The sequence below is a fragment of the Legionella pneumophila subsp. pascullei genome, from assembly GCF_900637585.1.
In the GTDB taxonomy this organism is placed as follows: Bacteria; Pseudomonadota; Gammaproteobacteria; order Legionellales; family Legionellaceae; genus Legionella; species Legionella pascullei.
In genome coordinates this window covers 2,849,010-2,864,623 of the sequence record NZ_LR134380.1, presented here as the reverse complement: position 1 = coordinate 2,864,623, position 15,614 = coordinate 2,849,010, and the positions used below count along the sequence as shown (strand labels likewise).

Here is a 15,614-nt window from a genome sequence, read left to right as displayed (position 1 = left end):
ATAAAAACATAGTTTGCCTTGAGCTTGAATCAACAGATGACTTACTGGATGTAATTGTTTTGGTTGTCAGGTGGTATGATTATGTCTTGATGCCTTTTTTTAAAGAACAATCATATTTAATTAAAGCAGGTATTATTTGGCCTATATTCTCGCAGCTAAGTTTCTTTTTAATACTCTCAAAGTGCCTCTCAACTGTGCGTTTGGAAATTTCAAAAATTGAAGCAATCTTTGATAAATTAAAATCATTAAAGTATAAATAGATCATTTCCTTTTCCCGATGAGTAAGATCTTTGGCAGCTAAAAAACTAAAAGGAAGTTGATTATAATCAAATACATTGTCTTTGATGAGTTCAGCCATTTTTTGCTGTGAGGATCTCAGAATAATTTCTTTAAGATTATCTCGTTTATTTGTATTTTCTGAGCTAATTAATTCATTCATCTGGATTATACATTCTCTGGGTAAGGTTAAAAAATTATCTTTTGTATGCAATCTCTTGACCCTGGAAGACAAGTTTTCAGCAATCATATTAAGGTAATCAAGATTATTAAATATAAAATTATTTGTGCTGTTTGGTTGTTGTGACGAGGCGAAGGTAACCATTTCAACTCGATTGGAGTCCTGATGAATGATATCAACAAAATACGTGAAGTCACGATCTAATAAGCAGTTCTTTATACCAGGTGCTATGACATGATCACTATCTACATTGCAAACATAAAAATTATCATGCTGATAATTTTTTTTGCAAAGATTCTGTTCAATGAATAATTCTTTATTAAGAATTTCGTCAATAATGGATTTTTCTGAAATGAGTTGTAAGTAACGCCCTTGAAAATCAAAATATAAGTATCCCCAGAAATCAATAGGCGTATTTTCGAAAATATCATGATAACAATTATACATAAAGCTTGTATATGCTTTCATGTTAGATTTGGCATTCATTATGGTGTTTTAATCCGCACATATATCTAGTTAAATTATAGAACAAAAATTGATCATTTTGGGTTATGTAATGATTGGTTTTTATTTTTTCAGATTCAAGGTATAAACAAAGATATCGAATAAAGTGAGAGAATTTCTGGCTCCGAGCTAATTTAAATTTTACTCAAAACCAGTAATTCTCTCTATTTGAGCCAGGTTATAGTGTAACCCACATATCAGAATCTAAGGATTCCTCTTCCTCATGCTTAACAACATATTGTTGGTGTGGTGCGTGTTGTGAAGCTGAGTTCAGTGTATTGATACAATGTGATACATCAGTGTTGTTGAGCCAATGTTCTTGCAAATTGTAGTTCTTCGTACCCATTAATCGATCTCCTGTATTTTCAAGAAGGGTTTTGGAGTAGTTTACCAGATCATTAGCAGCATCAACCCCTAAGTCATCTTGAAGCGGTTTGGTTACCTTCTTCGCAAATTCCTCTTTAGAATAGCATCTTAATAAATCCAGACAATGACATTGTCTCATTATTTTTGCTATGATTGCTTGTTCAGGTTTGTTCGCATCGGGATGAAAACCAGGGTTTCCATAATCAAGTACCAAGCGTTTCCAGTAGGCAATTTGCTCTGATGAGGTAAATAAGTCTTTATAATGTGTCTTTGCATACTGTTCAAAAAGGTCTGCGCTGGCTTTTCTATATCCTCCATATACCCCTGGATTATCAGCAAAACCCAGTTCGCTTTTTCTGCCGACCACAGAAAATAACATGGCGACTTGCATCCGTTTGATGTCATCCTTGCTTAAGTTTCGAACCATTTCTCTGGTCTTCTTATCGGTGGAATGCGTTGCGTAGGAATAAAATACTTCTGGAACTATAGCAGCACCTCTTAAAGTGTGAGAAAGTCCATGATTTGGTCTATGAAGAATTTTATTGTTACCGCAATTTAAAGTCCAATCGCTCAAGTTTGGGTCTTTATCTTTTTCTGATTGATGGTAGGGTTTTGATAGATGATCTTGATGCAACTTATTAATGACTTCAATATTCCTGGGGTTTTCAAAAAAGTTTTGATGATCTGCAAAATACTCAGTGATTGAACTTTTGAACGTTTCTAATCCCTTCACTTCATTCTCAACCTGAGAGCAGATATTTTGTAAGGTTTTAGAAAGCACTCCAGAACTGTCTTGACCTTTTGCGTAAGCTAAAGAGATATTATCTATATTTTTAGCTTTTTCAATTGCCTGATGAAGTATTTCAATAATTCTGTTGTGAGCTGCTTTATGTTCAACATACCCATTTTGTAAATTATTCAGCAATCCCCTCAATGATGTTTTTATTTCTTCTGCAAATTGAATTTTATAAGAGCCTTTTCCGTAGGTATTATCAATATTTGCTAAAATTGACCATTTGCTTTTATCTTTTTCAGCTTTACCCTCAAGATATTGATTTGTAACATCGAGAGCAAATTGTGCGAATTTTTTTACCATATCCTTCTCTGCTTCGATTGCTATATTTTCAGCTTGTTTATAAGTACCGCCGCTTGGCAAATTTAATAGTTGTTTTATGCTTGCAGGAGGAGTGACTGGACACGCCAGGAAATAGTGTTTCCCATTTTCCTCACGGTGGTGCAGGTATTTGACTTTACCAGGAGCGATTAAAAATTCACGCTCACTAGGATAACGAGAGATTTCTCCTATATCCAATCCTTGCATGCCATAAAATACGGTGCGAATGGGTCCACTAAAAGTGGATACAGGTTTTTCAAATGCGCTACTAACAAAGGCGGTGTCTTCATAAACTTCTAGTTCTATACCTTTTGACTGGGCACATTTAATTCTTTTTTCAATAATATCCTTAGGAAGGGTGTTTCCGTCGTATCGGAATGTCAATGGAAGTTTTTTATTTTGTCCTTTACTAATGCCTGAGAGCGCTGCTGCACAATGAAGTATGACTTGGCGCATATTTTCCTGAAAGTTTGCATCGCTTCCTTTGTAAGGATGTTGGCCTCTTAATAAACCATTCATAAATTGATAATACTGTTGGGTATATATATTTAATCCAGCAATTTCACCTTCATGAAGATGTTGCAATTTGGTTGCTTTACTTTTCAATTCTTGACAACTCAAAGTTATTGGTTTTTTTGCAGCATCTGGAATTGTAACTTTAATTGTTGCTTCTTTATCAACGTAATTAACATACTGATTTAGTTGTTCAGTAGACAGATTTATTTGAGAGTGTTGCATGTTAGTCAGAATTTCATCCAGATTGAAATCTTTCCCATTTACACTAACAAAATATTTACCATTATTTTCTGTAAAGACAACGTTGGATTTATTGGTCAGTAAAGTGGATACAATAATTTCAAATTGTTTGGTGTATTTATTTTTTATTATAGGGGCTATGACTTGAGGTTTTGCAACAGCGATAATTTCTTCAAGTTGATTAGGCTGAGCATTTTTATCAACTTTTTGAATAAAAGATTGAAAAAGCTCACCAGCATTTCCTTGTTGAAAAAGGATTGATTTGTTTAGTTTGGTTTTCATGGCACACCTCATTAAAAGCTAACTTTAAAGAATAAAATTTAATCTTTATGGTTAAATATTAACCTTTTGCGGTTATCGAAAAATGAGGTGATATGTCGCATAAGCGACATTTCTGTATTTAATTTTTTAGGGGCATTGATTTGCTAAGCTGTCTTGAGTTATCGAGGTGATAATATTTCTTTTGGGTGAGGGCAATATCTTATGACAAATGCCAAAAATTATTCATTACTCACAAAATAGAATGATTTGAATCAGGAAAAAATGATGATTGATGTAAAAAACAAATAACGCATAAACTATAGGATCCTAGGATTCGGCCAATAGAAGTTAGTTTTGCAGTTTTATATTGGTCTTTGAGAATTATGATGCTTAGGTTTTTAAAAAATAGTTTAATAAAAGCTTAATTATGGCAAACCCAAGTAATTTATGTCATAAAACGCATTTATTGGTCATTGTGGTGAATCATCTCATGAAAGAAAAATACATTGGGCTTCATAAGATAGAATTGGATACCCCATGTCTTGTGATTGATTATGAAAAGCTGAAATACAATCTAAAAGTGATGCAGCAACATGGCTTCAAATGGGGCGTAGGAATAAGGCCACATTGTAAAACTCATAAATGTTCTCAAATCGCACGTTTACAGATTGAATATGGGTCAATAGGGATTTCTGCCGCCAAGCTATCAGAGGCTGAAGTCTTGATATCTAATCGGATTACAAATGTTTTGATTACATCACCGATTGTATCCGAGGCCAAGTACTCAAGATTATGCAATTGTCTTAAATCAGCTCCTAATTTAATACTGGTTGTGGATAATAAGGATAATATGCGCATGCTTAATGAGCTCGGAAAATCGCTAAACCAGCCAGTCCATGTCTTGCTTGATATAGATTCTGGTATTGGCCGAACAGGCATTCATCCCGAGGCAGCAGTGGAATACGGTCATTTTGTCAATGGGATGGATTGGCTTAAGCTAAAAGGAATCCAATGTTATGCCGGTCATTTGCAACACATTCAAAATTACGAAGAAAGAAGAGCCTTCTCTTTACGCATTATGGAAATGGCCAGCAAGATTGTTCGGAGTTTTAGAGATGCTAATCTTCCTTGTGAGATATTGACTGGTACTGGCACTGGTACTTTTGATATTGATGTCGAAGCGAGTGAAGTAACGGAAATCCAGCCTGGTTCATATGCTGTCATGGATGTTGAGTATGGTGCAATTGGTTCAAAAACTCACCCCTCAAGATTTTCCCTATTTAAAAACTCCATGACTCTTTTAACGAGTGTGATAAGTAGTAATCGTAAAGAGCACGCCACTGTTGATGCTGGAACGAAATCGATTTATGTCGATCCTCATCATAAACCACAGATTATTAGTCATCCACGACTGGTTTATGACTGGGGTGGGTTTGGGGATGAGCATGGCAAGGTATTTTCTTGTGAAGGAGGGGACCATTTTCTACAAAATGGTGATTTTTTAGAGCTTATTGTTCCCCATTGTGATCCGACAATAAACTTATATGATAAGTTTTATATCACAGAAAATAATGTCGTTGTCGATATTTGGGATATCGACATGCGTGGAAAGTCCCAATAATCTATTCTATTCAACCAGGCGTTTGAGTTTCATATTTTTGCTACACAGGAGGAGGGCCACGACGCCCGAGTAATCCCATAATAAGAAATATGACAAACATCACCAAAAATAGAAAGAATAATATTTTTGCAATTCCAGCGGCAGCCACTGCGATACCGCCAAATCCAAATGCAGCTGCAATTATTGCAATTATAAAAAAAATAAGTGCCCAAGTTAACATAACAACTCCCTGTGAAGTTTATCCTTTTTATTAAATTATAGACTAATAATGGTCTACAATTAGACAAAGGACAGTTAATCAGGGAAGAATATGCAGACCACTAATGCTCACTATAGCAAGATATTCTTTGCCTTATTTTTTTCTTTCTTCGTCAGTTCAAGTGAACTATTTGCCTGCCCCTGTTTTAATATGGGGTTTTTACATCTAGCCTTTTTAGATGATAAAGATACAGAATGTCGCATATATAAAGAAGGAAGTGTCGTCTATAAAATCGAGATTTTTGATAAGGAAAAAATTGCATCAAGTACTCATACCCAATGTGCGCTGAATACGGAGCATCATGATGTTTTTATGAATTATGATTTTCATTACCTCGATGATCATAGTGATTGTATCAGAGAAATATTGGATGCGTGTAACAAACTGAAAATAAATTCCTTGCATATGGATGATGAGTAAGATAGGGCAAGGTGAAACATGATAGGGGTTGAATGATTAGGACAATCACCCGGATTATAGCTAAGATTAACCCGGGGTAGCTGTATCGACTTTTTAGTTTGAACCCAATGTAAACTGTTGATTGACTTCAAGCTCTTTTCTTTTTTCATCGATAATGGGGTTTAATATTTTTAATTCAGAAACTGCTTTTGATCTTTGATTTTTCCACAAAGCAAGATGGGAATTTAATTCATTTAATTTTTTGTATGTCGCATCGATTTCATTTTGTAAACGGCTGCTATTGCTATAGTAGCAATCTAATGGTGACTTCCCAAGAGCATTGAGTGCTAAATAGCGTTCTGCTCCAGTACAAGAATCGCTCATAATTGATGAACGATTGTTTTCATATTGTTCTTGTTCAATAACGATTTTTCCGTAATTTTGAGAAAGCTCTTCCCGTCCTTTTAAAAGTCCGGATAGTTTTTCTTCACGAGTGGATATCTCTTGAGTCAGTCTATCAATCGTGTTTTCGAGGTTTTCAAAATGAGGTCCATAGGAGCCATTAATTTCTATTAATTGTTCCAGGTTTTTTTCTCGGAAATATTGACGAAGTGTCTCAGGGGTTTTGTGCGGGAATTTAGACATGTTTTTACCTTTTGGAATCAAAATCAGCATATCTTAGCATATGCTTTTTGATCATATCAAGCATATATGATTCACTCTGAGTAAATTAAGGGCTTTTATTGATGGCGGGGTTCATTTTTTCTCAATATCAATCAGGAAGAGTATTTTTTACGAGTTTAAAAATACTCTTCCTGATTGATATTGGATAATTTAAAATGAAATTATCTTAAAACTGATTAGAAAGAATAATGGTAATCGTCAGACAATTCTGGTCCACACAGTGCATCACCAAGTATTGCAAAAGGATAAGTCACGAACATGCTGGCTACCGCAAGCAACATGGCTATTGAAGACAGGGTAAATGTAAAAGCGCATAGAACTGGTAGTACTGGAACAACAAAGGTAAGAATTCCGCAGACAATGCTGGCTGCTAGAGCCCTTGATAAACAATCCGCTTCTTCAACCTCTTTTGATTTGACGATGGATAGAAAAGTATTGGTATAAGGGGAAATGGCAAATTTAGTACATCCCCAAAAGAATGAGCCGTATTTTTGACCTAATGAGAGAGTTAGTGACATTTTTTACTCCAATTTAATCTAAATTAGGCCAGCAATTATAATTCAAATTCAGATTAAAACCTATAAAAATAAGCATTAAATTAATAAATTTGTTCTATTTTTATCTATTTTTATAAAATTTCTGATTTTCTAAATCAGAACCAGTTGTTCTCAAGTTAGTATTTATTGAACAATTTAATATTCGCGGAACAGAGCCCTAATCCAAATGATCAAGGGGTAAGGTTGTTGTGTCAGAAACATTGCGTAATATAAAGCTGGAATGAACGCTTGCAACGCCATTGATGCGTGTTAATTTCCCTAATAAAAAAGCTTGATAAGCGTTTAAATCAGGCACAATTATCTTCAATAAATAATCAGCAGATTGACCGGTAATCAAGTAACATTGAATGACTTCAGGGAAAAGTTGAATGGTTTTTTCAAATTGATTCATAATCTCAGGCTGGTGATTGTTTAACCCTACTAAAACAATGACTGTCAATTTTAATCCTACTTTTTCTGGCTCAAGCAGGGCAACCTGTTTCTTGATATAACCATTATCTGTTAATAATTTGACTCGACGCAGACAGGAAGAAGGAGATAACGCTACAAGCTCTGCCAATTCCTGGTTATTGATTTCGCAATTTGATTGCAGTATTTCAAGTATTTTTTTATCGGTACGATCGAGTATCATAATTTGTGCAATGAAAATGGCATTGATATTTCTTAATATAGAATTATATTCCAAAAAAATCTAGTAAATTAGAATTATAATTCAGAATAGAAGGATTTATTTTGTTTTTTGCAATCCAATTTCACTGGAAGTAAGATAAAATACTTTATGACAATTATTTGGTCTTGGTGGCCTTTTTATCTGCTTTTCTGAGGGTGATTATGTCTGTTTCACGAGTTACTGCGTGGTTTGTGTGGATCATAGTATCCATATTTTACGCATACCAATATGTTCTGAGAGTTATGCCCAATATTATGCTGGATGATATTACTCAGCAATTTCACATTGATGCTACCATTTTTGGGCAATTTTCCGGTATTTATTACATTGGTTATTCTTTGATGCATTTGCCTATTGGGATTATGCTCGATCGTTTTGGCCCAAGAAAAGTGATGACGGGATGCATCATGTTGACCGTAATTGGTTTACTTCCCATTTTGTTTGCGGAAAATTGGGTTTATCCAGTAATAGGAAGGGCTCTGATTGGTATCGGTTCATCGGCTGCCATTTTAGGAACATTTAAAATAATACGCATGACTTTTAAGGAGAAACATTTTCCTAGGATGCTGAGTTTTTCAGTCATGATAGGACTTATTGGCGCGGTATACGGTGGAGGCCCTGTAAGTTACATGTGTCAACTTATGGGCTATAAAATGGTGGTGGAAATATTTGTAGGCATAGGAATAGTGCTGGCTGGTATTACCTATCTGATCGTTCCCGAGGTACAGCCTTCTCGCCAGGATAGCGTGATTTCTAATATAAGAATGGTTTTTGGTAATAGTAAAGTGATCCTGTTGTGTTGTTTTGCTGGATTGATGTTGGGACCACTTGAGGGTTTTTCTGATGTATGGGGTTCTGGCTTTTTAAAAATGGCCTACAGTTTGAACGCAACCACGGCAAATTATCTTCCTTCGATGATCTATATCGGCATGTGTTTTGGCGCTCCTGCCTTAAGTCTGATTGCAGAAAAAACAGGGTATTACCTTGGAACTATTATCGCGTCGGGCGTAGTTATGTTTTTGGTATTTGCTTTGCTTGTCGGAGGTATTCTGACTGTTCCAAGTATAACAATAAGTTTTATCTTGGTTGGTATTTGTTGCTCTTATCAAATTTTGGCGATTTATAAAGTATCTACTTATGTTCCCGATAATCTTGCAGGGCTTACTACTGCAATTGCCAATATGATTATTATGATTTTTGGGTATGGTTTTCATTCTGTGATTGGTTATGTCGTCAATATATATGGGGGGACACATGCAGCTCGCGCTTTTGTTTATGGAGTTGGGGTGATTCCTGTGACATTGGCTGTTGGCGTGGTGGGCTTTTTGTTTCTGGCCTATCAAGAGAAAAATTTTACCCCGGATGCTTCCTTTGCCTCTCCTGAGTTACGATAATTACTGGCATTTCTATCTTGTGTGGTAATAAATATCAAAGGAGGCCTAGCCATCATGTATATGTTGTATTTTCATGTTCCAGAAACTCATCTTGAGGTAGTAAAAAATGCAGTTTTTGCGGCAGGTGCAGGGCATGTTGATAATTATATTCATTGTGCCTGGCAAACTTTAGGTGAAGGTCAGTTTATGCCTTTACCAGGTAGTCAGGCATTTATTGGAGAAATAAATCAATTGGAAAAAGTGTCCGAATACAAGGTAGAAACGATTTGTGCCGGAGAGAGAATCAAAGAGGTTGTTGCTGCTTTAAAAAAAGCTCATCCCTATGAAAGCCCTTCTTATCAAGTGGTACGCATTGAGACGGAGTTCTAAATATCAGACAGGAAAATTTTGGCAGGTTGAATCACCAGATGGTTGATCAATTAGTAAGAATTTGTTTCTTCAGGACACTTGTTCAATTGAGTATTCATAGATAATATCTAATGACTGATGAACCAATAGTTCAAATCCATCTTCAATCTACATAAGCTGCTTTTGAACAGATAGGGAAATACTGGTATACATGTTGAAAATCCTTGTTCTCTTAAGTTGTTTGATTCTAAGCTCCTGTCTGGTCGGGCCAAATTTTAAAGAGCCTAAAAAAGATGCTGCCAATTATTGGCTTACTTCAAGCCCTACAATAAAACAATCCGCCTTTCAAAATGCAAATTGGTGGAAAGTCTTTAATGATCCCACTTTGACCGCATTAATCAATAATGGTTATCACAACAATCTCTCCTTGCAAATCGCAGGAGTTCGCGTTTTACAAGCAAGGGCACAGCTTGCTCAATCGGTTGGGGAGCTTTATCCCCAGCAGCAAGCTATGATAGGAGATTATAATTATAATCGAATTGGGGGCAATCAATTACAGGGGCTTCTTCCCCCCGATTTTTTAACAGCCAGTCTTGGATTTTCCGCAAGTTGGGAACTTGATTTTTGGGGAAAATACCGAAGAGCCATTCAATCTAATGATGCCCTGTTCCTTGCCTCTTTGGCAGCATATGATTCCGCATTGGTTACTCTCACGTCAGATATTGCCAGTACTTTTATTAAAATCCGCACCAGCGAAGAATTAATCAAAGTAACAAAAGCGAATATCCAGGTGCAGGCCATGAGCCTTAAAATCGCAAGGGATCGTTATTATGGTGGTCAAACCAGTTTACTGGATGTGGAACAAGCGGCAACAGAACTTGCGGAAACCCAATCAAAACTGCCTCAATACGTCAGTGACCTCCAGCATCAAAAAGATATTTTGGCTGTATTGCTTGGCACCACTCCCGATAAAGTGGATGGCTTGCTTAAAAAAAATAAAGGAATACCGAAAGCTTCGGCGGTTGTGGAAGTTGGAATTCCCAAAGAAGTGATAGCGCGAAGACCCGATGTCTACCAAGCCAGAATGGAGGCTATAGCCCAATCCGCTGCAATTGGCGCTGTGAAGGCCAATCTTTATCCTTCACTTTCATTAGTGGGTACTTTTGTTTTTGCTTCAAATAATATCGGCAATTCTACCATTAGTGATATATTTAACTGGTCTAATCGCAATATAGTCGCAGGCCCGTCACTGACATGGTCTTTATTAAATTATGGTCAAATCACGAATGCGGTTCGGGCTCAAGATGCTGCTTTCCAACAAGCCTTGCTCAACTATCTTAATTTGGTGCTCAAAGTGCAGCAGGAAGTTCAAGACAACATTACGCGCTATGTTGAGGGGCAAAAAACAGTCTCTTCACTTAAGACAGCCAATGCTGCTGCCATAGAATCGACTAAACTGGCTTTAGTACGATATAAGGAAGGAGAGGCAAATTATACCACTGTATTGAATGCGGAACAGCAACAATTGCGAGTACAAACTTCGCTGGTCAATGCCACAGGAGAATTGGCTCTGTCTCTGGTTGGTTTGTATCGTTCACTTGGAGGCGGTTGGCAAATACGAGGCAGGAATGATATTGTTTCAAATCAAATAAAAAGTGAAATGGCTGCTCGTACTAACTGGGGCAGTTTATTGAAGCAAGAAAATCATTTGCCTCCGGACTCCAAGGGGCAACGAATGAAACAACTATATTTACCAACCTGGTGATGAGAATGAACTCTCAAAATAAACAAAATTTAGTTAAAACCGTAGCGATTGTATTTTTTGGTATTCTCTTTGTTTATTTAGTATATGACCATTTTGCAAGAACCCAGGTACCAACTCCGGCACCACCAGTCGTGATCGTTCAAAAGCCCAAGTTAGTGAATATGGGACAGTATGTTACCCAGACAGGCAATACAGTCGCATTTCAATCTGTGGATTTGGTGGCGCGTATTGAAGGTTATTTGGACGCCATAAAATTTACTGACGGCGCTTTTGTCAAAAAAAATCAGGAATTATTCATTATTGAACCCGAGCCCTATCTTGAGCAATTGCGAGCTGCTGAAGCCAAGGTGGCGGCTCAAAAAGCGAATTATGTGTATGCCAAATCAGAGTATGCCAGGCAGCAACGCATGTATAAACAAAATGCCACTTCGCTTAACAGTGTTGAAAAATGGAAAGCCAAAGTTGAGGAAGCACAGGCAGAAGTGGATAAAGCGGAAGCCGACGCCAAGAATGCCGCAATTACCTATAGTTATACTCACCTTTCAGCTCCTTTCGATGGGCGGATGGGAAGACATATGGTTGATGTGGGGAATTTGGTTGGACATGGTGCAGCAACGGATTTGGCTACCATAGAACAAATTGACCCTATTTATGTTTATTTTAATTTAAATGAACTGGATTTAATCAGGATTAGAAATGCAGCGCGCAAGAGAGGATATAAACCAATGGAACTGGTCAAAATCCCTGTTGAAGTGGCGTTGCAAGATGAAAAAGGATTTCCTCATAAGGGAACATTGGATTTTGTAAATACTGGTTTAAACGCTTCAACTGGAACCATGGAGTTTCGTGCCTTGTTACCTAACAAGGGATATCCCCTCGTGCCTGGTTTATTTGTGCAAGTCCGGGTACCGATATCTGAACCATCTCCAAAATTAACAATACCTGACACCTCTGTTCAATACGATCAAATTGGCCCCTATGTCCTTGTGGTTGATAAAGACAATTATGTGCTTAGCAAGCGTGTGACACTTGGTGGGTTAGAAAATGGGGTAAGGGCTATTACTAAAGGTCTCGATGCTCAAGATAGAGTGATTGTTTCCGGGTTGCAAAATGCGACTCCCAATCATCAGGTTACGCCTAAAACGGAGCAATCTGATTAATCATGGCCAAAAAACTGTAAGAATTTAAGACCCGTTATTCAGGGAGCGAAACAACTGAAATGATTTCCAAATTTTTTATTGAAAGACCCGTTCTGGCCAATGTCATCGCCTTGTTTATTGTATTTATAGGAATAATAGCGATTGCTGTTTTGCCTGTGTCTCAGTATCCTGCCATTGTTCCTCCTACTATCCAGGTGACCACCAGCTATCCTGGTGCAGATGCAAAAACGTTAATTAATACCGTCGCTTTGCCAATTGAGCAACAAGTCAATGGGGTTGAGGATATGTTGTATATGCAGTCGACAAGCACCAGTGGCGGTACTTATACTTTAATTGTGACTTTTGCGATAGGCACTGATCTGAACTATGCTCAGGTGCTCGTGCAAAATCGAGTACAGGCGGCGATGGCTCAATTGCCCGAATCAGTGCAAAAGCAAGGAGTGGTCGTTCAGCAAAAATCGACTGCTATTCTCCAATTTATTACTTTGACCTCAAAAAATAATGAATACGATGGCGTGTTTCTCGATAGCTATGCGACTATCAATATGCAAGATGAGTTATCCCGTTTGCCTGGAGTAGGTAATGTTGTGGTTTTTGGTTCAGGAAGTTATGCGATGCGGGTTTGGCTCGATCCTAAAAAAATGCTTGCTTTTTCTTTGAATCCAAGTGATGTCTTAAATGCCATCAGTTACCAGAACAAAGAGGTTTCAGCGGGACAACTGGGCGCTCCTCCAACTGTTGGTAAACAAGCCTATCAATTTACTGTGAATGTGCCTGGACAACTCTCTGATCCCAAGGAGTTTGAAAACATTATTATTAAAACGATTGATACCTCACCTGATGAAAATTCTTCTGCCAGTAGCTCTGCTCAGGTAGTACGTATTCGTGATGTAGGGCGAGTTGAGCTGGGATCCGAGAGCTACAATCAGCTTGCTAATCTTAATGGTAAACCCACAGCAGCTATAGGTATCTTTCAACTTCCTGGTGCCAATGCGTTGGATGTTGCACAAGAGGTTCGTAAAGCGGTGGCGAAAATGGCGAAACAGTTTCCTCCGGGTCTTGAATATTCTATTCCATTTGATACCACTGTTTTCGTCAAGGCATCGATTGAAGAAGTATACAAAACGCTCTTTGAGGCAGGAATTTTGGTTTTAATAGTGATTGTTGTATTTCTACAAAATTTTAGGGCTTCACTAGTCCCTGCGACAACGGTTCCGGTGACTATCATTGGAACATTTTTTGCCATGTTGTTGCTTGGCTATAGCATTAATTTGCTCACTTTGTTTGCTTTGGTGCTTGCTATTGGAATTGTGGTGGATGATGCCATCGTTATTGTTGAGGGAGTGACTCAACATATTGAAAAAGGCCTATCACCTAAAGAATCGGCCATACTTGCAATGAAAGAATTATTTGGTCCAATCATTGGTATTACTTTGGTATTAATGGCTGTTTTTGTACCAGCTGGTTTTATGCCCGGTTTAACAGGGTCAATGTATGCGCAGTTTGCTTTGGTTATTGCTGCAACTGCCTTTATAAGCGCAATTAATGCCATGACGCTAAAGCCAACTCAATGTGCTTTATGGTTAAAAGCTCCCGATACAAGTAAACCAAAGAATATATTTTTCCGGACATTTGATCGAATTTATAATCCCATTGAATCGGCTTATGTAGGGTTTATTGATAGGCTTGTGCATCGTAGTGGCAAAATTTGTTTGATTGGAATCGTATTGGTAGCTTGTGCTATTTATGGTCTGACTCGTATCCCAACCGGCTTCATTCCCATGGAAGATCAAGGTTATTTGATGTTAAGTGTTCAACTGCCTGATGGCGCCAGTTTAGGACGCACCGATGAGGTAGTAAGTAGATTAGCTAGAAAAGCATCTGAAGTCGGGGGGGTAGCTAATGTGATAGCCATTGATGGTATTTCATTATTGGATAACAATTCTCTGCTCCCTAATGCCGGTGTCATCTACGTTATATTCAAAGATTGGAGCGTCAGAGGAAAGTCAGAAAATTTACGAGCTCTTTATACCAAATTCAATGCGATGGCCAAAGAAACCCTCGATGCAAAAGTATTGGTGGTTGTGCCGCCTCCTATTCAAGGCTTGGGGATGTCAGGGGGATTTCAAATGCAAGTCGAATTACAAGACGGCACTTTTGATTACAGGAAATTACAACAAGCCACTGATCAAATGATCAATGAAGGAAAGCAATACCCACAGTTGCAAAACCTGATGACGACATTTCGCGCGAGCGTACCCCAAGTTTCAGCGCCTATTAACAGAACCAAAGCCGAATCCTTAGGAGTTCGCGTTGCAGACGCCTTTGATACGTTACAAACTTATCTAGGCTCTTCTTATGTCAATTTGTTTACAAAATTTGGTCAGGTATTTCCAGTCTATGTTCAGGCGGATGCGTCTTCGCGGATTAGCAGCGAAGATTTAAGAAATTACTATGTAAGAAATCAATCCGGTTCCATGGTGCCTTTAGGTACTCTGACAGACGTAGGCCCTGCAGTAGGTCCCTCGATTATTTCTTTATATAACCTCTATCCTTCAAGTAACATAAATGGGGTTGCTGCTAGAGGTTATAGCTCAGGTCAGGGAATCCAGGTTATGGAGGAATTGGCAAAGGAACAATTACCCCCGGGAATATCCTATGAATGGACAAGTACAGCTTACCAGGAAAAAGTTGCTGGTAACCTCAGTTATTTTATTTTTGCCCTGTCTTTGGTTTTGGTTTATTTAATTTTATCTGGTCAATATGAAAACTGGCTTATTCCATCTGCGATTATCCTGAGTGTCCCTTTGACTTTGGTTGGAACAGTATTAGCTCTTGGCAGTTTGGGCATGGATAATAATATGTATACTCAGATTGGCTTGTTGCTTCTCATCGCATTGGCTACAAAAAATGCTATTTTGATTGTTGAAGTAGCGCGTGAACAACGTGAAATTCATAATAAATCGGTTATTGAGGCGGCAGTAATTGGCGCTAAAACCCGGTTTCGGCCTATTCTGATGACGTCTTTTGCATTTATCATGGGGGTTATGCCCTTGGTTTTTGCAACAGGGGCTGGAGCTAATTCTCGACGCTCAATTGGCATAGCTGTGAGCAGTGGTATGCTTGCCTCAACTTGCCTCGCAGTTGTTTTTGTGCCTGTTTTTTATGTATTGCTGCAAACCTGGCAGGACAAGAGGAAGTCAAAACGTTAATTAATTTAACGTGAGCTATGGGTAAGGATTATATAAGAAGCAGATCCAAGGTTCTTTCAGGCTGAGGAGATGCGTAAGAATCGTCTC

At 37.9% G+C, this 15,614-nt stretch carries 13 protein-coding genes; 7 read left to right on the top strand and 6 right to left on the bottom strand.

Annotated elements, in window-relative coordinates; translation table 11 throughout:
• Positions 1-79: 79 nt before the first annotated feature.
• Together EL201_RS12870 and EL201_RS12865 are read right to left on the bottom strand one after the other, a co-directional pair.
• A complete protein-coding gene (locus tag EL201_RS12870) occupies positions 80-904 on the bottom strand; it encodes a helix-turn-helix transcriptional regulator (RefSeq protein ID WP_231955073.1) in 825 nt (274 codons plus the stop codon).
• Between the two features lie 235 nt (positions 905-1,139).
• Positions 1,140-3,479 (bottom strand): SidE phosphodiesterase domain-containing protein, encoded by a 2,340-nt coding sequence (locus tag EL201_RS12865; protein WP_027222633.1) that lies wholly within the window; start codon positions 3,477-3,479, stop codon positions 1,140-1,142.
• Positions 3,480-3,948: 469 nt separating this feature from the next.
• On the opposite strand from EL201_RS12865, the gene EL201_RS12860 reads away from it, so the two are divergent.
• Positions 3,949-5,079 (top strand): DSD1 family PLP-dependent enzyme, encoded by a 1,131-nt coding sequence (locus tag EL201_RS12860; protein WP_027222632.1) that lies wholly within the window; start codon positions 3,949-3,951, stop codon positions 5,077-5,079.
• 40 nt (positions 5,080-5,119) lie between these two features.
• On the opposite strand, the gene EL201_RS12855 is transcribed toward EL201_RS12860, so the two are convergent.
• Positions 5,120-5,299, bottom strand: coding sequence for a DUF1328 family protein (locus EL201_RS12855; protein ID WP_011947442.1), 180 nt, complete (start codon positions 5,297-5,299; stop codon positions 5,120-5,122).
• A gap of 90 nt (positions 5,300-5,389) precedes the next feature.
• On the opposite strand from EL201_RS12855, the gene EL201_RS12850 reads away from it, so the two are divergent.
• Positions 5,390-5,758 carry a hypothetical protein gene (locus EL201_RS12850; protein ID WP_027222631.1) on the top strand — a complete coding sequence of 123 codons (369 nt, stop codon included), beginning with the start codon at positions 5,390-5,392 and terminating at the stop codon, positions 5,756-5,758.
• A 93-nt stretch (positions 5,759-5,851) separates the two neighbouring features.
• Here EL201_RS12850 and EL201_RS12845 read toward each other — a convergent pair whose 3' ends face one another.
• From EL201_RS12845 to EL201_RS12835, 3 genes are all read right to left on the bottom strand, one after another.
• On the bottom strand, positions 5,852-6,382 hold the full coding sequence (locus tag EL201_RS12845) for a hypothetical protein (protein WP_027222630.1): 531 nt from the start codon (positions 6,380-6,382) through the stop codon (positions 5,852-5,854).
• 215 nt (positions 6,383-6,597) lie between these two features.
• Positions 6,598-6,939, bottom strand: a complete 342-nt coding sequence (locus EL201_RS12840; RefSeq protein WP_027222629.1) for a hypothetical protein — start codon at positions 6,937-6,939, stop codon at positions 6,598-6,600.
• A 196-nt stretch (positions 6,940-7,135) separates the two neighbouring features.
• Positions 7,136-7,609, bottom strand: a complete 474-nt coding sequence (locus EL201_RS12835) for an Lrp/AsnC family transcriptional regulator (RefSeq protein ID WP_027222628.1) — start codon at positions 7,607-7,609, stop codon at positions 7,136-7,138.
• 200 nt (positions 7,610-7,809) lie between these two features.
• Here EL201_RS12835 and EL201_RS12830 point away from each other — a divergent pair, with 200 nt between their 5' ends.
• From EL201_RS12830 to EL201_RS12810, 5 genes are all read left to right on the top strand, one after another.
• A complete protein-coding gene (locus tag EL201_RS12830; RefSeq protein WP_027222627.1) occupies positions 7,810-9,042 on the top strand; it encodes an MFS transporter in 1,233 nt (410 codons plus the stop codon).
• A gap of 54 nt (positions 9,043-9,096) precedes the next feature.
• Complete coding sequence (locus tag EL201_RS12825) at positions 9,097-9,411, top strand: YqfO family protein (protein WP_027222626.1); 315 nt, start codon at positions 9,097-9,099, stop codon at positions 9,409-9,411.
• A 190-nt stretch (positions 9,412-9,601) separates the two neighbouring features.
• On the top strand, positions 9,602-11,155 hold the full coding sequence (locus EL201_RS12820; RefSeq protein WP_027222625.1) for an efflux transporter outer membrane subunit: 1,554 nt from the start codon (positions 9,602-9,604) through the stop codon (positions 11,153-11,155).
• Positions 11,156-11,160: 5 nt separating this feature from the next.
• A complete protein-coding gene (locus EL201_RS12815; RefSeq protein WP_027222624.1) occupies positions 11,161-12,315 on the top strand; it encodes an efflux RND transporter periplasmic adaptor subunit in 1,155 nt (384 codons plus the stop codon).
• Positions 12,316-12,374: 59 nt separating this feature from the next.
• Complete coding sequence (locus EL201_RS12810) at positions 12,375-15,527, top strand: efflux RND transporter permease subunit (RefSeq protein WP_027222623.1); 3,153 nt, start codon at positions 12,375-12,377, stop codon at positions 15,525-15,527.
• The last annotated feature ends 87 nt before the right edge of the window (positions 15,528-15,614 follow it).